17 protein-coding genes, 1 tRNA gene and 1 pseudogene are annotated in these 23,352 nt (G+C 69.6%); 7 read left to right on the plus strand and 12 right to left on the minus strand.

Annotated features, from left to right (window positions below; all coding sequences use genetic code 11):
- Window positions 1-423 precede the first annotated feature (423 nt).
- The 3 genes from SACGLDRAFT_RS12985 to SACGLDRAFT_RS12995 form a co-directional block, all read right to left on the minus strand.
- Window positions 424-1,086, minus strand: a complete 663-nt coding sequence (locus SACGLDRAFT_RS12985; RefSeq protein WP_040919022.1) for an HAD family hydrolase — start codon at window positions 1,084-1,086, stop codon at window positions 424-426.
- Between the two features lie 172 nt (window positions 1,087-1,258).
- Window positions 1,259-1,332: transfer RNA gene (locus SACGLDRAFT_RS12990), tRNA-Pro, on the minus strand.
- A gap of 483 nt (window positions 1,333-1,815) precedes the next feature.
- Entirely contained in the window at window positions 1,816-2,913 is a 1,098-nt protein-coding gene (locus tag SACGLDRAFT_RS12995) for a pentapeptide repeat-containing protein (protein ID WP_157608804.1), read from the minus strand.
- Window positions 2,914-4,095: 1,182 nt separating this feature from the next.
- Here SACGLDRAFT_RS12995 and SACGLDRAFT_RS13000 point away from each other — a divergent pair.
- Window positions 4,096-4,635: a hypothetical protein gene (locus SACGLDRAFT_RS13000; RefSeq protein WP_005465226.1), complete on the plus strand. Its 540-nt coding sequence runs from the start codon at window positions 4,096-4,098 to the stop codon at window positions 4,633-4,635.
- Between the two features lie 170 nt (window positions 4,636-4,805).
- On the opposite strand, the gene SACGLDRAFT_RS13005 is transcribed toward SACGLDRAFT_RS13000, so the two are convergent.
- Complete coding sequence (locus SACGLDRAFT_RS13005) at window positions 4,806-6,755, minus strand: aconitate hydratase (protein ID WP_005465227.1); 1,950 nt, start codon at window positions 6,753-6,755, stop codon at window positions 4,806-4,808.
- A 36-nt stretch (window positions 6,756-6,791) separates the two neighbouring features.
- Here SACGLDRAFT_RS13005 and SACGLDRAFT_RS13010 point away from each other — a divergent pair, with 36 nt between their 5' ends.
- Window positions 6,792-7,217: a fluoride efflux transporter FluC gene (locus tag SACGLDRAFT_RS13010; protein WP_005465230.1), complete on the plus strand. Its 426-nt coding sequence runs from the start codon at window positions 6,792-6,794 to the stop codon at window positions 7,215-7,217.
- A complete protein-coding gene (gene crcB / locus SACGLDRAFT_RS13015) occupies window positions 7,214-7,585 on the plus strand; it encodes a fluoride efflux transporter CrcB (protein WP_005465231.1) in 372 nt (123 codons plus the stop codon). Before SACGLDRAFT_RS13010 ends, crcB begins: the two co-directional genes overlap by 4 nt.
- 8 nt (window positions 7,586-7,593) lie before the next feature.
- Here crcB and SACGLDRAFT_RS13020 read toward each other — a convergent pair.
- Window positions 7,594-8,024: pseudogene (locus tag SACGLDRAFT_RS13020) on the minus strand (VOC family protein).
- Window positions 8,025-8,096: 72 nt separating this feature from the next.
- On the opposite strand from SACGLDRAFT_RS13020, the gene SACGLDRAFT_RS13025 reads away from it, so the two are divergent.
- Entirely contained in the window at window positions 8,097-8,660 is a 564-nt protein-coding gene (locus tag SACGLDRAFT_RS13025; protein WP_005465232.1) for a putative immunity protein, read from the plus strand.
- A gap of 113 nt (window positions 8,661-8,773) precedes the next feature.
- Here SACGLDRAFT_RS13025 and SACGLDRAFT_RS13030 read toward each other — a convergent pair whose 3' ends face one another.
- The 5 genes from SACGLDRAFT_RS13030 to SACGLDRAFT_RS13050 form a co-directional block, all read right to left on the minus strand.
- Window positions 8,774-10,771: a glycoside hydrolase family 31 protein gene (locus SACGLDRAFT_RS13030; RefSeq protein WP_005465233.1), complete on the minus strand. Its 1,998-nt coding sequence runs from the start codon at window positions 10,769-10,771 to the stop codon at window positions 8,774-8,776.
- A gap of 26 nt (window positions 10,772-10,797) precedes the next feature.
- On the minus strand, window positions 10,798-11,625 hold the full coding sequence (locus SACGLDRAFT_RS13035) for a carbohydrate ABC transporter permease (protein WP_005465234.1): 828 nt from the start codon (window positions 11,623-11,625) through the stop codon (window positions 10,798-10,800).
- Complete coding sequence (locus SACGLDRAFT_RS13040; RefSeq protein WP_005465235.1) at window positions 11,622-12,578, minus strand: carbohydrate ABC transporter permease; 957 nt, start codon at window positions 12,576-12,578, stop codon at window positions 11,622-11,624. Before SACGLDRAFT_RS13040 ends, SACGLDRAFT_RS13035 begins: the two co-directional genes overlap by 4 nt.
- Entirely contained in the window at window positions 12,575-13,804 is a 1,230-nt protein-coding gene (locus SACGLDRAFT_RS13045) for a sugar ABC transporter substrate-binding protein (protein WP_005465237.1), read from the minus strand. The genes SACGLDRAFT_RS13040 and SACGLDRAFT_RS13045 overlap by 4 nt, the downstream gene beginning before the upstream one ends.
- 96 nt (window positions 13,805-13,900) lie before the next feature.
- On the minus strand, window positions 13,901-14,905 hold the full coding sequence (locus tag SACGLDRAFT_RS13050) for a LacI family DNA-binding transcriptional regulator (protein WP_005465238.1): 1,005 nt from the start codon (window positions 14,903-14,905) through the stop codon (window positions 13,901-13,903).
- Window positions 14,906-15,134: 229 nt separating this feature from the next.
- Between SACGLDRAFT_RS13050 and SACGLDRAFT_RS13055 the strand changes: the two genes are divergently transcribed.
- Complete coding sequence (locus SACGLDRAFT_RS13055) at window positions 15,135-18,167, plus strand: glycoside hydrolase family 3 protein (RefSeq protein WP_005465239.1); 3,033 nt, start codon at window positions 15,135-15,137, stop codon at window positions 18,165-18,167.
- Between the two features lie 3 nt (window positions 18,168-18,170).
- On the opposite strand, the gene SACGLDRAFT_RS13060 is transcribed toward SACGLDRAFT_RS13055, so the two are convergent.
- Entirely contained in the window at window positions 18,171-20,264 is a 2,094-nt protein-coding gene (locus SACGLDRAFT_RS13060; protein WP_040919961.1) for a S9 family peptidase, read from the minus strand.
- 165 nt (window positions 20,265-20,429) lie between these two features.
- Between SACGLDRAFT_RS13060 and rocD the strand changes: the two genes are divergently transcribed.
- Both rocD and SACGLDRAFT_RS13070 read left to right on the plus strand, forming a co-directional pair.
- On the plus strand, window positions 20,430-21,665 hold the full coding sequence (gene rocD / locus SACGLDRAFT_RS13065) for an ornithine--oxo-acid transaminase (protein WP_005465241.1): 1,236 nt from the start codon (window positions 20,430-20,432) through the stop codon (window positions 21,663-21,665).
- On the plus strand, window positions 21,662-22,306 hold the full coding sequence (locus SACGLDRAFT_RS13070; protein ID WP_005465242.1) for a phosphatase PAP2 family protein: 645 nt from the start codon (window positions 21,662-21,664) through the stop codon (window positions 22,304-22,306). The genes rocD and SACGLDRAFT_RS13070 overlap by 4 nt, the downstream gene beginning before the upstream one ends.
- Here the strand turns inward: SACGLDRAFT_RS13070 and zapE are convergent.
- A complete protein-coding gene (zapE, locus tag SACGLDRAFT_RS13075; protein ID WP_040919024.1) occupies window positions 22,257-23,297 on the minus strand; it encodes a cell division protein ZapE in 1,041 nt (346 codons plus the stop codon). The genes SACGLDRAFT_RS13070 and zapE overlap by 50 nt on opposite strands.
- Between the last annotated feature and the right edge of the window lie 55 nt (window positions 23,298-23,352).

The following is a 23,352-nucleotide window of genomic DNA, read 5'->3' on the forward strand; positions in this document are numbered from 1 at the left end:
CTCGGCTACGCGGTCGTCGCGTTCACGTCGTCGCTCATCGCCGCAGTCGTCCTGTTGGCCTGCGTCAGGATAGCCGCCGGTTTCGTATTTCCCGTCACGATGGCCACCTTGCAAGCACGCGCGGGCACCGCACGGGGAACCGTGTCGTCCCCGGCCAATGTCGCCATGTACAGCGGCACGACCCTCGGCGCCGCGATCGCCGGCCGGTCTTCGCGAACACGACGGGCTTCACCGGAGTCGCGGGCCTCGCCATCACCGCGTATCTCACCGCTCTCGCCTGCTTCACCCGGGCGGCGGCTCCCGACCGACGCGATCCACAGTAGACGGATTTCTCGAATGGAGGCGTAGCGCCGGAGATCAGCAGAGCCGCTCGAACAAGAGAAGAAAGTTTGAACACAGGCGCAGCGATGGGCCGCCGGGATCTCAGTGGTGTGGGAGGAGGTTGGTCAGGTGGTCAATGAGGGCATCCGGGTGGTGGGTGGCCAGGCGTGGGTGTTTGCCGGGTTTGTTGGCGTAAGCCACTACTGGTGTGCCGGCGGCGTGGATGTCGGTGATGGAATCGCCGATCATCAAGCACTCGCCGGGATATGTGCCGTGGAGGGTAATGGCCCGGTGCAGTAGATGCGGGTGGGGTTTGAGGTGTCTTACATCCTCGGTGGTGCGTGCCGAGATGCTGCCGATGTAGCGGTCAAATCCCGTGGTGTGGAGGTAGGTCTTCACGGCGGCGGCGGAGTTGTTACTGACGATCGTGACGACCAGTCCTCGACTGGTGAGGTGGTCGAGTACCGCGGGAAGGCCGGGGGTTTGTGGGGCGGCCCGGACCGCTTCCACCTCGGCAGCCCGGAAGGCTTTTTCGACCGCCTGTGTCGTGGGGGTGTCGAGTTCGGTGGCGTAGGCCAACACCTCGAACGGATCATGGGCCGTCGCGGCCGCACCTGTCACTGGCTGGCAGCGGTCAGCGAGGACGGCACGGAGCCGGTCGGCGACCTCGTGATCGGGCAGAGCCCCGAACACCGCACAGACCGGCCCATCGAAGTCCAGCAGGCTATGCCGAGCCCGCCGAACCAGATCCCCAGCTGCCGCCACTTCAGCCCCCGCGCCGGCAATACCGCGAATGCCTGTCCTCTGACCTATCCAACACGGCTGGCACTCAGGTGTTCGATGACTCGGTGTGGCATGTATGTGTCATGCCCCGGCCCGCGCTCATACCCAGGAGTGACAAAGGGGCCGCCTACCTGCGTAGACGGCCCCTGTTCTGTCGGGCTGACAGGATTTGAACCTGCGACCCCTTGACCCCCAGTCAAGTGCGCTACCAAACTGCGCCACAGCCCGGCCACCACCGTTGCGGTGATGGCTGTTAGCTTACCGTGCCCTCCGAACACTCCGCACGGGGGGTCCCCATGTCGATCACCCTGAGACGTTTGGCCAGCTCAGAGCGCTTTTCGATGTCTTCTCACAAGATCTCGACATGCCCCGTCGCAGTCAGGTACGGGGCGGCATTGACGCCCGTCACCTTTTCAGCCGCCGGGATCGGCAGCGCACCATGCCCCCCAGAAGCGCGACAGCAAACGAACGCCATATCCCTCGAACGTGTGACCCGCGAGGCGAGCAACGCGACACCCGAGGCGCTTGGTCGTAACCCTTCGAATACTTTCCGTACTCACCGAGCCGGAAGACAACAGCGAGGCTATGCCGCACTAACGATCACGAAAGGGCGCGAACGTTCAAGCATCACCGATGTGGATCACTTTCCCGGCATTGGAGCATCACCGGCATCCTCACGTCCGACATCCGGCTCGATCTCAACAAGAAACATCAAAACCGGCGCCTAAGCCAGCCGTAGCTGGCCTTGAACAGGTTCTGGAGCAACCTGATTCCCACCGGCCTTGTATCCACGTGGCCCCATGGGGCGCCCGGATCGGCCCCCTCGGGTATGTCTCCCGGCTCGGCCGGGACCAACCGCCAATCTCTCGGCCAGTTGTGTTCGCGATCGTGCCGTGCCATCGCGCGGGAGAACCTAACCTTGCCCTTGAACCGAGCTTTATCGAACGAGGTGTGGCCGTCGAACGTGGCCTTGTCGAACGAGGCATCGCCGAGCCTGGCCTTGAAAAACCAGGCACGGCTGCCGAACCAGGCTTTGGGAAACCAAGCGCGGCCGTCGAACCTGGCATTGGCGAACCAGGCGTCGCCCTCGAACGTGGCCTCGCCGAACAAGGCATCGCTTTCGAACCTGGCCCCGATGAACAAAGCGAGGCCTTCGAACCTGGCTCTGTCGAACCAGACGCCGTCGGTGAACCTGGCATTGTTGAAGTTCGTGTGTGGATGGATGCGGCGATCGCTGAGGGTGAGGTTGTGAAGGGTGGCCCCGGTGAGGTCGACGTCCAACTCATCGCCCCAGAACCACGGTGACGCGGGCTGGTCCTGGTAAGGGCCGGAGTGGACGTGCTCGCGCAGCAGCCGCTGCACCGTCAGCCGCACTTCCAGCTCCTGGCGCCGCTCCGCACGCTCCTGTTCGGTCAAACCTTTGGCCTCGGGATCGCGGAACGGCATGCGGAGGTAGGCGCACCACACGTTGACGATCGGACGCCGCTGCTCGGGATGATCCTGTCCCAGTCGCTGCAGGGCGTATAGAGCGCCGAGGCGAACGGCGGCGCGTTCGTGGCCCAGTTGTTCGACCGCGGTGGTGTAGAGGTCGGTCACCCGTCGCTGCTCGGCGTCGTGCTGGGTGGCCTTGGCCTCGGCCTGCTTGTGTATCAGGTTGAGTTCGGTGGTGCGCTGGCGTCGCAGCGCCACGAACAGTGCCGCGGCCCCGCCGGTGCCCAGCACGATGGTGCCGGCCAACCGGATCGCTTCCAAGCGCACCTTGTCACTCTCGCTGCCGTCACCGAACGCGAGCAACAGCACGGTGGTCACAACCGCCGCCACCACCAGCAGGCCACCGAGGATCCACCACACACTCGACGGCGGCAACGGCCGCAACCGAACGTCGTCATCGTCAACCTGCTCGTCCCCAACGCTTTTCCGGCGCCCCCGGATTCGTGCCATGGCAGCACTATGCCGCGTTCGTGATCATGAGGTGGGGTGAACACGCCCCGAAACCACCGAAGCAGGCCATGCCGCACCGGCTACCGTGCGCAGAACGGGATGGGTAGAAACGCTGCTTTCAGCAGCCGACAAGCCGCCATTGGGTATAGACCAATTTCGGGTCCCTAACGTCGGTGGTGTGATGCCGCAATGTCGGCTCCACGCTCACGTTACGGCCGGCATTCGGCACGGAGTACGCCACCTCGTCGGCAGTGTAGGGGGACGGCCAACTGCGGGGTGGGTCGAAATCGTCCGGCAGGTCGTCGTCTCGACTCGTTCCACACGCCCACTGCCCCCGGGATGAGCGGGCTCATACTCATCATGGCCGGGGAACCTCGACCGTTTCTCAGGCCGTCCTAGGCGGGAAGGCCTGCCGGGCAAAGCATTCAAAGAAACCCTTCCCCGGCAACAGGCTATGCTGCTTTAAAACGATCAGCGTCCATTTTTAAAGTAAGTCCCCGCCCCGGGGATCGCCTTCCCCCGGCTGCCGTTACAGGTTTCCGCCCGGCAGAACACTGAACGGCAAGATCACTGCGCTCAGGTACGTCGTGCCGTTCAGCGCTACTGATCCAATGTTCGCGTTGATCGTTCGGGACGCGCCGTTGGCCGAGTATCGCTACGAGCACCACCCCTTGCTCGCCTAGTGTTGGCCGTCGAGGAAGCGACCGAGTTCGGCGGGGCGTCCTTCACCGCGTGGAGGGCGCCCCACTTGCGTCGAAGACGGTGACGTGATCTCTCACGGTCAAGTCCGTGGTGGTTCAACCTCAGCGCCTGCCGGAATGGCATTGCCTCGCAAGGAAGGGACACAGTGACGATACGGCTGAGCTACATCGACTTGTCCGATCGGGCCTCGGGCACCCGACGCTGTCCACTCCGGGAAGTCCCGACGCCGGTTTGACCATCGGACCGGTCCAGACCCCTTCACCGCCGCGCGCCTTCGGCTCTTCCAACACGCGGTGGTGACGCCGCAACGGGGTGCGTTCCGCACCGAACCTCCGAAAGAATCAAGCGATGCCGCCGACGCACGTGTTCGCAGACGAGACGAAGGAAAAGGGCTTCGTCGTCACCACCGGTGCTCTCTCCGCCCGTGACCTCGCCACCGCGCGCCGCACCATGCGTGGTCTCATCATGCCCCGGCAGCGGCGTATCCACTTCACCAAGGAAAGCGACGCTCGCCGCAAGGAAGTCTTGGACGCCATCGACCAACTCGGCCCGGAGATCACGATCTACGACGCCTCCACTTTGCCTCGGCGGCGACAACGCGAGGCGTGTCTGTCGGCGATCGTGGCCGACCTCGCGGACGCCGGAGCGCAATTGCTGGTGCTGGAGACCGACGACTCGGTGCTGGAACGCGACAAACGCCTGCTCTACCAACAAGTCCGGGAACTGGGCTGCGCCGACAGACTGCAGTATCACCACCTTCGCGCCCACCAGGAACCTCTTCTGATGATTCCCGACGCCGTGAGCTGGTGCTGGCATCGCGGTGGTCACTGGCGCGTCCGTATCGAGGCGATGAACCCGACCGTCCGCCGCGTCACCAACCCCGGATAGCGCGAAACCCGGCCCACCCACCGTCCGGAAGGCTGCCGGGTTCACTTCAGCGGGCCTACTGGCCCGTGCAGCCCCATGGTAGGCAAACCTCACCTGCTGTCGCAACTTCACGGAGCCCCCGACGAGCCTGCTCGCGGGTTCGACGATGGCTCCCCGGGAACCACCGGGTCTCACGACCGGGCGAGCATGGGAATACGCCCGCCAGCGAGGACGGCCTCCATCTGACGCGGCGAGAGCCTGTGGTGCAGGCGGTAGTCCTCGCCCTTGGTCTCGTTGCGGACCGTGATGTCGGAATGCGTGGTGAGGCGGTCGCGCAGGCCGTGCAGGCTGAGCACGTCACCCTGGTCGACGCGGTCGTAGTCGCTGGGGTCGGTGAACTCCAGGGCGAGGATGCCGAAGTTGGCCAGGTTCTGCCAGTGGATGCGGGCGAACGACTTGGCGATCACCGCCTTCAGCCCCAGATACCTCGGGGTGATGGCGGCGTGTTCTCGTGACGAGCCCTGCCCGTAGTTGTCGCCGCCCACCACGACGTGCCCGGTGTCGGCGCAGTCGTCGGCCCGGCTCGGGTAGGTGGGGTCGACCTGGTCGAAGGTGAACGTCGCCAGTTGCGGCACGTTCGAGCGGAACGGCAGGGCCCGCACCCCGGCCGGGGAGATCTCGTCGGTGGAGAGGTTGTCCCCGACCTTGAGCAGCACGGGCGCTTCGAGGTCATCCGGCAGCGGGGGCATGTCCGGCAGCGCCGAGATGTTGGGGCCCTTCACCAGCTTCTCCCGCCGGGCCTTCTCGGGCGGCAGTGGTGGCACCAGCATGTCGGTGTTCACCGACGCCCGCGTGGGCAGGGGCAGGTCGGGGTAGTCGAGCCCGAGTTTGTCGGCGAGTTTCCTCGGGTCGGTGATCACGCCGGTGAGCGCGGAGGCCGCCGCGGTCTCGGGCGAGCACAGCCACACCGAGTCCTCGCGTGTGCCGCTGCGTCCCGGAAAGTTGCGGGGGAAGGTGCGCAGGGAGTTGTGTCCCACGGCGGGTGCCTGCCCCATGCCGATGCAGCCCATGCAACCGGCCTGGTGGATGCGCGCGCCCGCGGTGATCAGGTCGAACGTGCCGCCTATCTTCGTCAGATCGGCCAGGATCTCGCGCGAGGTGGGGTTGACGTCGAAACTCACCGCGTCACTGGTCTGCCGACCGCGCACGAGGTAGGCGGCGATGGCGAAGTCCCGCAACCCGGGGTTGGCCGAGGACCCGATGACGACCTGACTGACCTCGGTACCCTCCACCTCGCTGACGGGCACCACGTTGTCGGGTGAGGACGGCTTGGCGATCAGCGGCTCGATGGTCGACAGGTCGATCTCGTCGGCGACGTCGTAGGTGGCGTCGGGGTCGGCGACGATCTCCCGGTAGTCGTCCTCGCGTCCCTCGGCGCTCAGGAACTCGTACACGGCGGCGTCGGAGGGAAACACCGTCGTGGTGGCCCCCAGCTCGGCGCCCATGTTGGCGATGACATGCCGGTCCATGGCCGTCAAGGTCCCCACGCCGGGCCCGTGGTACTCGATGATGCGGTTGAGACCGCCTTTGACGCTGTGCCGGCGCAGCATCTCCAGGATGACGTCCTTCGCCGACGTCCACGGCGGCAACTCGCCCGTCAACCGCACGCCCCAGATCTCCGGCATGCGCACGTACACCGGCTCGCCCGCGATGGCCAGGGCCGCTTCGAGCCCGCCCACGCCCAGGGCCAGCATCCCCAACGCCCCCGACGCGGGGGTGTGGGAGTCGGAGCCGACCATGCTCTTGCCGGGGATGCCGAACCGCTGCATGTGCGTGGGGTGCGACACGCCGTTGCCCGGCTTGGAGTACCAGATGCCGTAGCGGCGGCAGGCCGAGCGGAGGAAGGCGTGGTCCTCGGCGTTCTTCTCGTCGGCCTGCAGGAGGTTGTGGTCGACGTACTGGACGCTGACCTCGGTGCGCGCCCGGTCGAGACCGAGCGCCTCCAGCTCCTGCATCACCAGCGTGCCCGTGGCGTCCTGGGTCAACGTCTGGTCGATGCGCAGGGCGATCTCCTCGCCCGGCTCCATCCGGCCGTCCACCAGGTGATCGGCGATGAGTTTGTGCGCCACCGTCCTGCCCATACCCGGCGACTACCCCTTTCGGGGGCATCGGCAACCATGGCTGTCGTGTTGCGCGGTTACCGAAAGGACGTGCTGCTCGTCGTCGCGGCGGGTGGCGCGCTCGGCAGTCTGGCCCGCTACCTGCTGGCCGAGCTGCTGCCCCACCCTCCCGGCGGCTTCGCCGTGGCCACCCTGCTGACGAACGTGCTGGGCGGTCTCGGACTCGGCGTGCTGATGGCGTTCGTCGAGCACGACAGGCCACCCCGGCTGGTGCGGCCGTTCCTGGGCATCGGGTTCTTCGGGGGCTTCACGACGATGTCGACGTTCGCGCTGGAGACGGTGGAGGCGCTGCGGCACGGGCACGTCGGCGTGGCCGCCGCCTACGTCGGCAGTTCCCTGGCGGCGTCGCTGGTGGCCGTGGCCGTCGGGTTCGTGGGCACCGACCGGGTGCTGCGCCGATTCGCTCGAGGTGACCGGTCGTGACGGTGCTGCTGGTCATGCTGGGCGGCGCGGTGGGCGCCACCCTGCGTTATCTGATCGACACGCAGGTGCGGAGCCGGCAGCGTTCCCGCTTCCCGTGGAGCACGCTCACGGTGAACCTCCTCGGCAGCGTCGTGCTTGGCGTGCTCACCGGTCTGACCCTGCCCGCGGCGGCGGAGAGCGCGACTCACGCGGCCCTCGGCGTGGGGCTGTGTGGTGCGCTCACCACGTTCTCCACCTTCGGCTACGAGACGGTGCGGTTGTTCCTCGACGGCGCACGCGGAGCGGCCGTGGGAAACGTGGTGGTGACCACGGTGGCCAGCGTCGCGGCCGCCGCGGGCGGGGTCGCGCTCGGTGGACTCCTCGGCTGAGGCGAGGATCAGTCGAGGCAGAACTCGTTGCCCTCGATGTCCCGCATCACCATGCGGGATTCGTTGACCCCATCGGCGCGCAGGAGTCGCACGCGGACCGCGCCGAGGGCGGTCAGCCGGGCGCACTCGGCCTCCGGGGTGGCGAGTCGTTCCTCGCCCACGAGCCCGGTGCCCACCCGCACGTCGAGGTGCAGCCGGTTCTTGACGACCTTGCCCTCGGGCACGCGCTGGCAGAACGGGCGCGGCCCCACTCCCTCGGGGTCCACGCACGCGAACGCCCCACCGCGTTGCCCAGGCGGCAGGGAAAGCTCGAACTCCTCCCACGACGCGAAACCCCGCGGCGGTGGGCGGGGACGTACCCGAGGACTTCGCACCAGAACCGGGCGATCCGCTCGGGCTCGGCGCAGTCGAAAGTGACCTGGAACTGCTTGACCGCCATCGGGCCACCGTAGTGGAGCGCCTCGGGCGTCGGGAACCGATTTTCGGCGGGTTCGGCGCTACCGTCGTCGTCATGACTGAAGTGGACACGGCGCCGACGGTGGAGCTGAGCATGTCCGAGTTGCGCGAGGTCACCGGATACGCCGTGGCCTGCGCGGAACCGGCGTTGGCGATCTTCGAACGGGACTACCCCGACGACCGGCGGCCTCGGGAAGCGCTCGACGCCGCGCGGGCGTTCGCGCGGGGAGCCAAGCGCACCAAGGCGATCCGGAACGCCGCGTGGGCGGCGCAACGAGCGTTCCAGCAGGCCCGTGACGCGGGACGGGCCGCGGCGGGTGAGGCGGCCCGCGCCGCTCTCGCCGCGGCCGGTGCGGCGTTTCTCCACCCGCTGGCGAAGGCCACGCAGGTGCCACACATCCTCGGCTCCGCCGCCCACGCGGCGCGGGCGTTCGAGCTCGACGCCGGTGACGATCCGCGCGTCGCCGCCGGCCACCTCGCCACGGCACGCGAGCTGGCCGGGCCCGTCGTGGTGAGCGTCCTGAGGCGGTATCCGGCTGCGCCCGGCGGTCGTGGCCGGGTCGGTGAGCTGGTGCGGGAGCTGGACGCGGCGTTGCGTAGTCGGGGGCTTTCCGGATAGGCCACTCGCGACCCGAGGGCCCGGCCTCCACGGCGGATACGCGTGCACAGCCCGCGGACACACGTACGACAAGTGCGGACACGCGTACGACAAGTGCGGACACGCCGGGAGGTTCAGTCGGAGACGGGGATGGGGGCTCCGTCGCGCAGGAAGACCGGGATGCGGTCCAGGGGCGCGTCGGCGCGCACCGTGGTGCCGCCCTCGTAGTCCGTGCCCGTCCAGGCGTCGGTCCACCGCGCTCCCTCCGGCAGGTACACCCGGCGCGAGCGGGCGCCCGCCTCCAGCACCGGAGCCACCAGCACGTCGGGGCCGAGCAGGAACTGGTCTTCGACCTCCCACGCCCGCGCGTCGTCGGGGTAATCCACGAACAACGGCCGCATCGGCGGTATCCCGGTCTCGTGCGCCACCCGCATCTGCTCGCCGAGGTACGGCCGCAGTCGCTCCCGCATCGCCAACAGGCGGGTGAGATGGCCCAGCACCTCCTCACCGTAGGACCACACCTCGTTCGGGCCGCCGGTCATGTCGGGGCCGAACGGCATGCGCGGCTCGCGCACCCCGTGCAGGCGGAACAACGGGCAGAAGGCGCCGTAGGCGAACCACCGCACGAACAGCTCCCGGTACTCCGGCGAGTCCGGGTCCCCGCCGTGGAACCCGCCGATGTCGGTGGTCCACCACGGAATCCCCGACAACGCGATGTTCAGCCCCGCCCGTACCTGCGCCCGCAGCGACTCCCACGTCGGCGGGATGTCGCCGGACCACACGGCCGCCCCGTAGCGCTGGCTGCCCGCCCACGCCGACCGGCACAGCAACACCACGTCCTCGCCCTCGGCGCGCGCCCCCTCGAAGAACGTGCGCGCGTTCTCCCTCGGGTACAGGCACGCCACCTCGGTGCCCGGTCCGGCCGCGAAGCTGAGGTTGTGCGGGTGTCCCGGCTGCAGCTCGGGCTCGCAGGCGTCCAGCCAGAACGCCCGGACCCCGAGGTCGAAGTAGTTCCGCTTGGCGGTCTTCCACACGAACTCGCGGGCGGCCGGGTTGGTGGGGTCGTAGAACGCCACGGGCATCTCCGTGCCCATGCCCTTGTCGTGCCAGGGCGCGTGCAGGGGCACGCCGCGTTCGGTGCCCACGAGCATCCCGGCATCGCGCATCATCGGGTAGTTGTCGCTCAGGGGGCTCACCGACGGCCACACCGACACCAGCAGCTTCACCCCGAGTTCGTCGAGTTCGGCGATCATGCCCTCGGGGTCGGGCCAGTCGGCGGGGTCGAAGCGCCAGTCACCGAGGTGGGGCCAGTGGAAGAAGTCGACCACGATCACCGACAGCGGCAGCCCCCGGCGCCGGTGTTCCCTGGCCACCTCCAGCAGCTCCTCCTGGTCGCGGTAGCGCAGCTTCGACTGCCAGAAGCCGGTGGCCCACTCCGGCAACAGGGGCGGGTGCCCCGTGGCGTCGGCGTAGTGCGCGAGCACGTCGGCGGGGGTGTCGCCGGTGGTGATCCAGTAGTCGATCTGGCGGGCGCCGTCGGCGACCCACCGGGTGCCGTTCTCGGCCAGCTCGACCCGGCCCACGCCGGGCATGTTCCACAGCAGACCGTAGCCGCGGCTGGAGAGCAGGAACGGGATCGACACCTCGCCGTTGCGCTGCACGAGGTCGAGCACCATGCCCTTCTGGTCGAGCCTGCCGTGGGAGTGCTGGCCCAACCCGAACAGCCGCTCGCCGTCGTAGGCGGCGAACCGCTGTTCCAGGCGCCCGTAGCCGCCGCCGTGGGCCTGGAACACGCGCGCGCCCGGCCACCAGAAGTGGGCCTGCTGTTCGGCGAGCAGTTCCTCCCCGGTGTCGCTGCGTTCGAACCGCAGCAGCGCGATGACGCCGGTGTCGGTGGGCACCTTCTCGACCACGGCCGTCAGCGCGCCGTTGGTGATGCGTCCCGTCGTCGGGTCCACCCGCACGGCGGGGTGCGTGGGTTCCGGGGTCAGGAGCGCTCCGGGGATGTCCTCGACGATGCGGTGTTGTGCGACGCGCACCCGCAGGCTGTCGATTCCCCAGGGCTCGATCCGCAACACCTCGTGACGCACCCGGACTTCGAGGGCCCGCCCGCCGTCACGGCTTTCGATCATGCGTGTCTCCCTTGTCGAGTAGGCCGTCATTCCTTGATCGCGCCGCCCGTGACGCCCGCGACCACGTACCGCTGCGCGATGACGAGCAGGATCGCGGCGGGGATCGAGGCCAGCACGGCGGTGGCGAGCACGGCGTTCCAGTCGGCGCTCTGGTTGCCGATGAAGCGGTAGATGCCCACGGTGATCGGTTCGAACGACCGGCCAGTGGTCAGCGTGACGGCGAACAGGAAGTCCGCCCACGCGAACAGAAACGCAAACAGTCCCGCCGTCACCGTCGCGTTGCGACTGATCGGCAGGATCACCGAGACGAACGTGCGCCAGTGCCCCGCGCCGTCGACCCGAGCGGCCTCGGTCAGTTCCCTCGGGATCGACACCATGAACGCCCGCAGCACCAGGATCGCGAAGGGGATCGTCGCCGTGGAGTCGGCGAGGATCAGCGCGAGGTAGCTGTCGATGAGCCCCAGGTTGGCGAACATCTCGTACAGGGCGTTGGCCATCACGATGCCGGGGATCATCTGCACGATGAGCAGGACGAAGATCACCGGTTGCGCGCCGCGGAACCGCAGTTGCGCCAGCGCGTAGGACGCGGGCAGCGCGACGAGCAGCGACACCACGACGGTTCCCAGCGCCACGACGAGGCTGGCCAGCAGGTGTTCGCCCTGGCTCGACAGCGCCTTGGCGTAGCCGTCGGTGGTGCCGTCCACGGGGAACCAGCTCGGTGAGGAGCTCAGCAGGGCCCCGCCGGGTTGGAAGGAGGCGTTGATCATCCAGTAGAAGGGGAACAGCAGCACCACGACGATCACCACGCCGAGGGCTGTGCGCGCCCACCGCTTGGCATCGTTCCGTGTCCTCATCGCTCCGCCTCCGCGATCGTCGACCGGGCCGACCGCAGGTAGAGCAGGCCGAACACGGTCGCCACGAGCACCAGCAGGTTGCCCACCGCCGCGCCCTGGCCGAACGCGAACTGCCCGTCGAACGACAACTGGTAGGACCAGGTCGTCAACGTCTGTGTCGCGTCGGCGGGACCGCCTCCGGTGACCACCATGATCACGTCGAACACCTTGATCGTGTAGACGAGGCCGAGCATCAGCACCACCGCCGTCACCGGGCGCAGCATGGGCCAGGTGACGTGCCGGAACCGCTGCCAAGCCCCGGCGCCGTCCAGCTCCGCCGCCTCGTACAGTGACTTCGGGATCGCCTTCAGCCCGCCGTGCAGGATCACCAGGTTGAACGGGATGCCGATCCAGATGTTCACGATGATCACCGCCGGCAGTGCCCAGCCGGGATCGGTGAGCCACGGCGCGCCGGTGTCGGAGACCCCCAACGCCCGCAGGAAGGCGTTGACGACACCGTGGTCCTTGTCCAGCATCCACCGCCACACCGCGCCGCTGACCACCAGCGGCAGCAGCCAGGGCAGCAGGAGCAGCGACCGCAGCAGACCGCTGCCGGGGAAGCGCTCGTTGAAAAACAGCGCGAGCGCCAGGCCGATACCGAACTGGAAGACGAGGGAGAACACCGTGAACACCACGGTGTTGAGCACCGCCTCCCCGAACAGCGGGTGCCGGATCACCGCGAGGTAGTTGTCCCAGCCGACGAACGGCGCCTCGCCGGTGTAGAACGAGCGGACGGAGTAGTCACGCAGGCTCATCGCCACGTTGTTCACCAGCGGAAAACCGAAGAACAACGCGACGTAGGCGGCGGCGGGGAGCAGAAAGAGCAGCGCCGCGAGGCGTTCGCGCGAACGCAACCGTCGGGGCCGGGACACCGCCTCCGGCGCACGAGCGGGAGTCGCGACGACGGTGCTCACCGCGATCCGGCCTGTTCCTGCGCCCGACGCAGTGCCTCCTTCGGCGACTGCTCACCGGTCAACGCCACCTGCAGCGCCCTCGCGAGTTCCTGCGACACGGCGGGGTAGTTCTCGCCCAGTTCCGCGGTGCGGGACCGGGCCGTCTCCACCTGGCGCGCGAACGGCTCCATGCCGGGGTGCTGTTCGACGAACGTCTCCACCGCCGAGTCGCGGGAAGGCACGTAGGCATGCGCGGCATCCCAGGAGAGCATGTTGTCCTCGGCCAGGATGCACGAGAGCACCTTCGCCGCCGACTCCTGGCGTCCCGGCCCGGTGGCGGGGATGACCCCGACCTCACCGCCGAGCGCCACCACCGGTTCGGTGCCCTCCTCGGGGACCGGGATGGGGACGACGCCGTAGTCGGGTCCTTCCTCGTCCAGCCGCGCGAGGTTCCACGAGCCGTTGATCATCATGGCGGCGTTGCCCGCGACGAACTGGTCGGCGACGTCGTTTTGGTTCCAGTTCACCACCGACTCCGACGCTGCGCCCGACTCCACGAGCGAGACCACGAACTCCAGGGCCTCGACGGCGGACTCGGAGTCCAAAGCGGACAGCTCGGCGCCGTTGCTCCAGAAGAACGGCAGGAACTGCCACGCGCCCTCCTCGGACGGGATGGCCGAGAAGGCGAGACCGTAGCGGCCGTCGCCCGACAGCTCCTTCGCGACCTCGGCCAGCTCCTCCCACGTGGCGGGTGGCTCCAGCCCGGCCTTGTCGAACATCTCCTTGTTGTAGAACAACGCGAGGTTGTTCACGCCCGGCGCGAGTCCGTAAATCTCGCCGTCGTAGGTGCCCGCTTCGAGGATGCTGTCGTAGTAGCCCTCGGTGGAGATGCCGTAGTCGGTCAGCGGCGTGAGGGCGCCCGTGCCGGCGACCTGCTGGAGGGTCGGGTTGTCGAGGAAGACGAGGTCGGCCAGGGTGCGGGAGCTCGCATCCTTGAGGATCTTGGGAAGCATCTGGTCCGTGGGCACGGTCTGCCGCTGCACGCCGATGCCGGTTTGCTCCTCGCAAGTGTCGAGAACGCGTTGCCACGCGGCGCTGCCCTGCTGGTCGGCGTAGTAGTCGAGAACCGTGATCTCGGTCGCCGGCTCGGACGACGTCGGCGCCGTGGCCGGGCCGCACGCGGTGGTCACCAGCACCGCGCTCGCGACGCTGACTCCGGCCATCAGTTGTCGAGCCACTCTGCTCATGGGTCACTCCTTCGCGAGGATGTGCGCTCCGCAGACCAGGTCGAAGCGCTTCGATTCAGTTGTCCTCGACGCGCCCCGTGGTGCCGGGGGTGAGCGCTATCGGCGTGGTGCCGTGCTGCCGCCGCGACGCAGCCGGGGCGAGAGCAGGCGCACCTCGGGGGCGACCTCGCCGTCGAGCCGGCGCAGCACCATCTCCACCGCGAGGCGACCCACCTCGTCGGAGGGGATGGGCACCGCCGTCAGCGGGACCGCGAAGCCATCGGCCATGTCCTCGGGACACACGGCCACCACGGAGATGTCCTCGGGCACTTTCCTGCCGCGCCGGTCGAGTTCGGAGAGCACGGTGCCGAGCGCGGCCTCGTTGTGCACCACGAGGCCCGTGACGTCCGGCTGTCGTGTCAGGACCTCGGCCACGCAGGCCCGCGCCGCCTCGTGGGAGGGCGGGCACTGGTACGCCCCGCCCCGCAGCCCGCGTTCGCGCACGGCGTCGTCGAACCCGCGCAGGAAGCGCCCCGCGAAGCTCGTCCCCCGCTCGTACACGGTGGGCGAGGGTCCGACGAGCGCCACGTCGGTGTGTCCGAGATCGGCGAGGTGATGCACGCACCGAGCCGCCGCCGCCCGAAAGTCCAAGTCCACACAGGACAGATCCTGCGGATCGTCCGGGACGCCGATGAGCACGGCGGGCCGCAACAACGATCGCAGCACGGGAATTCTCGGTTCGTCGGCCTCGACGTCCATCACGAGGATCGCGTCGGCGATGGCGGACGCCGCGACCCGGCGCAGTCCCTGCGGGCCCTCGTCGTTGGTCAGCAGCAGCACGTCGTGGTCGTGTTCCCTGGCCACCGTGACCACCGAGGTCACGAACCGCATCACCACCGGGACGTCGATGTCGGTGCGCAACGGCATCACCAGCGCGAGCACGTTCGTGCGACTGCTGGCCAAGGCCCTCGCCCCGGCGTGCGGGTGGTAGCCGAGCTTGCGGATGCTGGCCTCCACGCGACGCCGCGTCTCCGCCGAGATCGACCGCTTGCCCGACAACACGTAGGACACGGTGCTCGCGGACACCCCCGCGTCGCGGGCGACGTCGGCGATGGTCACCATCGGCGGCCTCCTTGCGCAGTCGAAGCGCATCGACTCGAAGTCGAGCGATTAGACCGTAGAGCACCTGTCAAGGAACCGACAAGAGTCGACGCCGATTTCCGTTGTCCGGCTCCGGCGATAGGCGGTTGACCGGCACGATCACCGGTGGCATAGTCCCGCTGCACCGCGCTCTACCTCACATAGCAACGTCGCACAGGTGTCGAATCGCTTCGACATGGAGGTGGCCTTCATGCGCCCGCATTCCCCCGACCGGCCCACCGGCTCCCCGTCCCTGTCCCGCCGCCGAGTCCTCGCCCTCGCGGCCGGAGCGGCCACGCTTCCCGTGCTGGCTTCGACCGCTCACGCCTCCGCCGTCACCGCGCCCGCCCCGGCGTCCCGCCCCGCCCGGTTTCGGGACCCGTCCCTGCCCCTGGCCGCGCGGGTGGAGGACCTGCTCTCCCGACTGACCCTCGACGAGAAGATCGCATTGCTGCACCAGTACCAGCCCGCGATCCCCCGGCTGGGCATCGGCCGGTTCAAGACGGGCACCGAGGCCCTGCACGGCGTGGCCTGGTCGACCGACTTCGACAACGGCGGCGCCGTGGTGACGGCGACCGCGACGGTGTTCCCGCAGACGGTAGGGCTGGCCAGCACCTGGAACCCCGCCCTCGTCCGCAGGGTCGGCGAGGTCGTGGGGGTGGAGGCCCGCGCCTTCCACTCCCGACGCCCCGAACTGTGGGGCCTGCAGTTGTGGGCGCCCGTGGTGAACCTGCTGCGCGACCCCCGCTGGGGCCGCAACGAGGAGGGGTACTCGGAGGACCCGTATCTGACCGCGCGAATCGCCATCGCCTACGGACACGGCATCCAGGGCGACGACCCCGACCGGTTGCGCGCGGCCCCGGTGCTCAAGCACTACCTGGCCTACAACAACGAGACCCACCGCGACACCACCTCGTCGATGGTGCCGCCACGGGTCAAACGGGAGTACTACGAGGCCGCGTTCCGCGCCGCGCTGTCGGCCGACGCCGCCACGGGGGTCATGTCGAGCTACAACCTCGTCAACGGCCGCCCCGCGACGGCACACCCCGACTACAACGACGTGGTCCGCACCTGGACCGAACGCCCGCTGTGCAACGTCACCGACGCGGGCGGCCCCAACAACCTCACCGGCAGCCAGGGCTACTACGCCACCCAGGCCGAGGCCGACGCGGCCGTGCTCAAGTGCGGCCTCGACAGCTTCACCGTCGACGACACCGACGCCGGCCCCACCGTCGCGGCCGTCACGGAGGCCCTGGACCGGGGCCTGCTCAGCGAATCCGATGTGGACACCGCGGTGCGGAACATCCTGAGCCTGCGGTTCCGGCTCGGCGAGTTCGACCCCGACGGCGGGCCCCACGCCGGGATCGGGGAGGAGGTCATCGACAGTCCCGAGCACCGCGCGATCAACCGGGAGGCCGCCACCGAGGCCGTGGTGCTGCTCAAGAACACCGAGGCCACGTTGCCGCTCGACGCCGAACGCATCCGCAAGGCGGCGGTGGTGGGGCCGCTGGCGAACACCCTCTACACCGACTGGTACTCCGGCGCCCTGCCCTACCGCGTCACCGTCCTGGACGGACTCCGCGACCGCCTCGCCGCGGCGGAGGTCTCGCACGAGGAGGGCATCGACCGCATCGCCCTGCGCACCGCCGACGGCCGCTACGTCACCGCTCCCACCGAGCCCGGCGCCCTGCGGGCCACGACCGATCCGGTCGAGAGAGCCGCGCACTTCGACGTGGTCGACTGGGGCGAGGGCATCGTGACGCTGCGCGCCGTGGCCAACGGCCGTTACGTCTCCTTCGGCCCCGACCGCACGCTCGTCAACGACGCCGAGCAGCCCCACGACTGGTTCGTGCAACAGCAGTTCAGCCTCGTCCCCCACGGCGCCGGCCACGTGCTGCGCTACGCGGGCAACGAGACCGACGACTCCTGGTTCGGCGACCGGGTCTACGTGGTGGTGGACGAAACCGGGCTGCTCACCGTCACCGCCTCGGCGGAGGCCGACGCCACCGTGTTCACCCGCGAGGTCGTGCGCGACGGCGTCGAGGAGGCCCGGCGGGTCGCGCGGGACGCCGACGTGGCGGTGGTGGTGGTCGGCAGCATGCCGTTCATCAACGGCAGAGAGGACGACGACCGCACCGACCTCGGACTCGCCCCGAGACAGCAGGAGCTGCTGGAAGCCGTGCACGGCGCCAACCCAACCACCGTGCTGGTGCTCAACAACAGCTACCCGACCGCGATCACGTGGGCGCAGGACCACGTGCCCGCCATCGTGTGGACCACGCACGCGGGTGCCGAGACCGGCAACGCCGTGGCCGACGTCCTGGTGGGGGCGGCCAACCCGAGCGGACGGTTGCCGCAGACGTGGTACCGCTCGGTCGACGACCTACCGGACATCCTCGACTACGACCTGATCAAGCACCGCCGGACCTACCAGTTCTTCGAGGGCTCGCCGCTGTACCCGTTCGGCCACGGCCTGTCCTACACCTCCTTCGCCTACGGCGAGCCGACGGTAAGCGCCCGCGTGCTGCGCCCCGCCGGGGAGGTCACCGTCGCGGTGACGGTCACCAACACCGGCTCGCGCGCGGGCGCGGAGGTCGTCCAGCTCTACACGCACCAGCGCCGCTCCCGAAACCCGCAACCCCGGCTGCGCCTGCGAGGCTTCCGCAAGGTGCACCTGGAGGCGGGGGAGACCACCACGGTGCGCATCCCGCTGCGGGCCGCCGACCTGGCCCACTGGGACGTCACGCGGGATACGTGGGTGGTCGAGTCGGCCGTGCACGACGTTCTCGTGGGCGCCTCGGCGACGGACATCCGCGGCACCACCTCGGTGCGTGTGGTCGGGGAACGCATCCCGCCCCGCGACCTGTACGTCGAGACGGAGGCGCAGAACTTCGACGACTACGACGGCATCACACTCACCGACCGCAGCAAGACGCACGGCACCTCGGTGGCGGCCACGCGGGCGGGCGCGTGGCTCGTCTTCCGGGACGTGGACCTGCGCCGCGGGGTCCGCGGAATCGAGGTCCGGGTGGCCAATCCCGCCGCGCCCCGCGGCCGGATCGAGGTGCGGCTCGGCGATCCCGCCTCGGGCCGGGTCCTCGGCGCGGTGCCGGTTCCCTCCACGGGCGACCGGTACGCCTACACCACCGTCCGAGCGGACCTGTCCCCGGCCCGAGGCAGGCACGACCTGGTGCTCGTCGTCGACGAGCCGGTCGTCGTCGCCTCGCTGCGGCTGCTGCGCTGACGCCTACTCGGTGGCGACGCCGAGCTGGCGTTTCAGCCAGCGCACTTGCGTCAGCATGAGGTTCTCGGCCACCTCCTCGGCCTGCGGGGTCATGTGAGTGGCCCCGACCAGCGGCAGGAAGGTGTGGTCGCGGCCCGCGGCCAGCAGCTCACCCGACAACCGCAGCGCGTGGGCGACGAACACGTTGTCGTCGGCGAGCCCGTGCACGATCAGCAGGGGCCTGCGCAGCGACGGCGCGTCGGCGATCAGGGAGTTGTGTTCGTAGACGTCCGGGTTGTCGTCGGGATGCCCCAGGTACCGCTCGGTGTAGGCGGTGTCGTACAACGCCCAGTCGGTCACCGGGGCACCCGCGACGGCGGCGTGGAAGACGTCGGGCCTGCGCAACACCGCCAGCGCCGACAGATAGCCGCCGTACGACCAGCCCCGAATGGCCACGCGGTCCAGGTCCAGCAGGCCGGGGTACCTCTCGGCGACGGCGTGCAGGGCGTCCACCTGGTCGGTCAGGGTGACGTCGGCGAAGGAGTGGTGGATCTCCTTCTCCCAGGCGTTCCCGCGTCCCGGCGTGCCCCGCCCGTCGGCCACGAGCACGGCGAAGCCCTGGTCGGCCAGCCACTGCGGGGTGAGGAACGCGTTTCGGCTCTGCAGGACTCGCTGCGCGTGCGGGCCGCCGTAGGGGTCGAGCAGCACCGGCAGCGCCTCCCCGCCGTCGTCCACCGTGCGTCCCGTGGGCAGGACGAGCGCCGCGCGCAGGGCGCGTTTGCCCACCGTCAGCCACACCGGGCGGGGTTCCAGGCCGGGGTCCATCGGGTACGACACGACGTCGGCGACGTGGTCGCCGTCGCGCAGCACCGACACCTTCGGGCCGCTGTGGGCCAGGCTCCACGTCGAGAGCACGGTCACCTCCGCCGTGCCCGCCCCGACGTGCACGCCATCCACAGTGGACAAACGTTCCACCCGGCCGCCGTTGGTGCGGTAGACGTGGATCTGGGTGGGGTCGTCCTCGGAGGCGGAGAACAACACCTCGTCGCCCACATGGAGCACGGAGCGCACCTGCAGCCCCGGCGGGGTCACCGGCTCGCCGTCCACGAGCACGCGGTAGGTGTCGTCGCGCACGCCCACGTACACGAGCTTGCCGTCGGTGGTCCACGCGGGAACGCCCGTGACGACCTCGACCCACCGCTCGTCGGTCTCGCTGTGCAGCAACCGCGTCGAGCCGTCGCGGGGATCGACCGCGTAGACGTCGATGCGCCGCTGGTCACGGGGCGCCACCGCGATGAGCGGGTCGCCTCCGGCGGACCAGTGCACGGCCACCAGGTACTCCCAGTCCCCTCGTTCCACGTCCACCCGGCTGCCGTCGAGGCCGAGGAACGACAGCGACACCGTCGCGTTGGTGGTGCCCGCGGCGGGGTAGGCCACGGTGGTGGCGGGGGTGTCCGGGTGAGCGGGGTCGGAGATGGTCCACACCGGAACCTCGGACCGGTCGGTGCGCTGCACCAGCAGGCTTCGCCCGTCGGGGGACCACCAGTAGCCGCGCGTCCGGTTCAGCTCCTCGGCGGCGATGAACTCGGCGAGCCCCCACGTGACGTCGGGTCCCTCGTCGGCCACGAGGGCTCGGTCCTGCCCCGTGGCGAGCTCGATCACACGCAACCGACGTTCGCTGACGTAGGCGACGTGGGTTCCGGTTGGGTTCGGCCGCGGGTCCACCACGGCGGCGTCCACCAGCAGCCGGACCTCACCGCTGTCGAGGTCGGCCGTGTAGAGCTTGCCGGACAGCGGGAAGGCCACCAGGCGGAACGCCTCGTCGGTGGCGTAGCCGACCACTCCCCCGGAGGTCTCCCTCGCGCGCTCGCGGCGGGCACGCTCCTCGGGGGGCAGGTCCTCCTCGCCCGGCACCAACGCGGCGGCGTCCACCACCGTGGTCTCCTCGCCGGTACGCAGGTCGAGGCAGAACAGGCTGTTGCGCCGGTCGGTCGCCGTCCGCGACCGCAGGAACAGCAGTCGGGTACCGTCACTGGAGAGGCGGAAGTTCTTCGGCGTCCCCAGCGTGAAGCGTTGGGTCCGGGCCTGTCGACGCAGGAATGAGAGATCGTCTGTCACGAGGTCCCACTGTCGCAGACGCCACACTCGCCGCGCCAACCACGGCACCCATGCGTGGTCGGCGCAACGATTCGTATCCAATTAGGGCAGAATGCGCAACAACCGACAGCATTCGGCAATGTTTTCCGGGTGATTTCGCCGATGGCTTCGCCCTAGTCTGAACGCATGACGACGTTCGCCGAAAAGTCCGCGGAGACCCACAGCGCCACCGACTACATCGCGCTGGACGAGCGCTGGAGCACGCACAACTACCACCCGCTGCCCGTGGTGATCGCCGAGGCCGAGGGCGCGTGGGTGACCGACGTGCGGGGCGAGCGCTATCTCGACTTCCTGTCGGGCTACTCGGCGCTGAACTTCGGGCACCGCCATCCCGACCTGGTTCGCGCGGCGGTCGAGCAGCTCGGCCGGGTGACGCTGACGTCGCGGGCCTTCCACCACGACCAGCTCGGCCTGTTCTGCCGCGAGCTGGCCGAACTCACCGGCACCGAGATGGTGCTGCCGATGAACTCCGGCGCCGAAGCCGTCGAGTCCGCCATCAAGGTCGCCCGGAAGTGGGCTTACCGGGTGAAGGGCATCGCCGAGGAACGGGCACAGATCGTGGTGGCCGACTCCAACTTCCACGGCCGCACCACCACCATCGTGTCCTTCTCCACCGACGACCAGGCGCGCGCCGACTTCGGCCCGTTCACCCCCGGCTTCGTCGTGGTGCCCTACGGCGACGCGGCGGCCCTGGAGCGGGCCGTCACCGAGAACACCGCCGCGGTACTGCTGGAGCCCATCCAGGGTGAGGCCGGGGTCATCGTGCCCCCGGACGGCTACTTCGCCGAGGTCCGCAGGCTGTGCGACCGGGCGGGCGCCCTGCTCATCGCCGACGAGATCCAGTCCGGACTGGCCCGCACGGGCACGATCTTCGCGTTGGACCACGAACGGGTCACCGCCGACCTCTACACGTTGGGCAAGGCCCTCGGCGGCGGCATCGTGCCGGTGTCGGCGGTGGTCGGGCGCGCCGACGTGCTCGGGGTCCTGCGCCCCGGCGAGCACGGGTCGACCTTCGGCGGCAATCCGCTGGCGTGCGCGGTGGGCCGCGCAGTGATCCGGCTGCTGTCCACGGGTGAGTTCCAGCAGCGCTCCACGTCCCTGGGCGCCCGCCTGCACGCGCGACTGTCCGAACTCGTCGGCAACGGACTCGCGGCCGTGCGCGGACGCGGCCTGTGGGCGGGGGTGGACCTTCCCGCCGACGGCCTCACCGGACGCGAGGCGTCGGAGGCGCTGATGACCCGCGGCGTGCTCTGCAAGGAGACCCACGGACACACGCTGCGCCTGGCTCCCCCGCTGGTGATCGAGGAAGCCGATCTGGACCGCGGACTGGACGCGCTCGCCGAGGTCGTCGGCCGCGGATGAGCCACGGCTCTCCCGGTCTCCCGTCCCGTCGCACCCTGGCCCTCACGGCGGTGCTGTGCGGAGCGTTCGCCTTCGCGCTCGGCATCGCCGTGACCGGGCAACGCGTCCCCACCGGGCTCGACGCGGCGTTCGAGGACGGCGTCGAGGCCATGGTCGACGAGGTGTGGGTGCTGTCGGTGCTCGTCGCGCCCACGGAACCCTGGGCGGTACTGGCCGCTCTCGCGATCGTCGTCGGCCTCGGGGTGGTGCGACGCCACCCCGGAACCGTCGTGCTCGCCGTGACGGGGCCCGCGCTGGCGGTGGCGGTCAACACCTGGGTGCTCAAACCCGCCTTCGGCCGCTACTACGACGACCACCTGGCCTACCCCAGCGGACACACCGTCAGCCTGGTCGCCACGGTGACGGTGATCGCGCTCCTCGTCCGTACCTCCCGCGCCCGCCTGCTCACGATCGCGTGCGGCACGCTGCTCACGGGCTGCGCGGCCGTCGGCATGGCGGGCCTGGGCTACCACTACGTCACCGACGTCGCGGGCGGTGCCGCCACCGCCGTGGCGCTGGTGTCGGGGGTCGCGTGGGTCGAAATCGCGACCGTCAGGCCCGAGCTCCGGACTCCGACACGGCGTCCCGAGCCAACGCGGTGAGCCTGCTGACCGCCCTCAGGTACTTCTTCCGGTAGCCGCCCGCGAGCATCTCCTCGTCGAACAGCTCCCCCAGCGAGCCGCCGGAGACCAGCACCGGGATGGCACGGTCGTAGAGCCGGTCGGCGAACGCCACCAGCCGCAGCGCGATGGCCTGGTCCTTCGCCGGCCGGACCCCGCGCAGGTGCACGGCCGCCACGCCGTCGACGAGCCTGCCGTAGCGGGAGGGATGCAGGGTCGCCAAGTGGTCGCACAGAGCGTCGAAGTCGTCCAGCGTCGCGCCCGGCCAGTTCTCCGCCGACGCGACGAGCTCGTCGTCGCCGTACGGCGCGGGCGGCTCGGGCAACCCGCGGTGCCGGTAGTCGGGACCGTCCACGCGCACCACGTCGAACTTCGCCGCCAGCGACTGGATCTCGCGCAGGAAGTCCTCGGCGGCGAACCGGCCCTCGCCGAGCTTGTCGGGCAGCGTGTTCGAGGTGGCGGCGACGAACACGCCCGCGTCGGTCAGCTCCCGCAGCAGCCGGTTGACCAGCATCGTGTCGCCGGGGTCGTCGAGCTCGAACTCGTCGATCGCCAGCAGCCGGTGCCCGGACAACCGCCGCACGGCCTCGCCGAACCCGAGCGCGCCCACCACGTGGGTGAGCTCCACAAACGTCCCGTAGGCCTTCGGACCCGGCACCGCGTGCCAGATCGACGCCAGCAGGTGGGTCTTGCCGACCCCGAATCCGCCGTCGAGGTAGAGCCCCGGCCGGTCCGCCTGCTTGCGACCCCGCCCGAACAACGCCCGCCAGCCCTTCGCCGCGCCACCGGAGCCACCCACCCGCTCGGCGAACGCCGAACACGCGGTCACGGCCTCGGCCTGGCTGGGTTCGTCCGGGTTGGGCACGTAGGTGGAAAACCGCACCCCGTCGAACCGGGGCGGGGGCACGAGCGAGGAGATCAATTCGTCGGGAGCGATCTCGGGACGGCGCGCGGTGAGCTGCTCGGTCGGCATAGGCATCAGCGTAGGTGTCGCCCCCGCGGCGACCGATCCGGTCGGCCCGTGTTGT

Source organism: Saccharomonospora glauca K62, from assembly GCF_000243395.2.
In the GTDB taxonomy this organism is placed as follows: Bacteria; Actinomycetota; Actinomycetes; order Mycobacteriales; family Pseudonocardiaceae; genus Saccharomonospora; species Saccharomonospora glauca.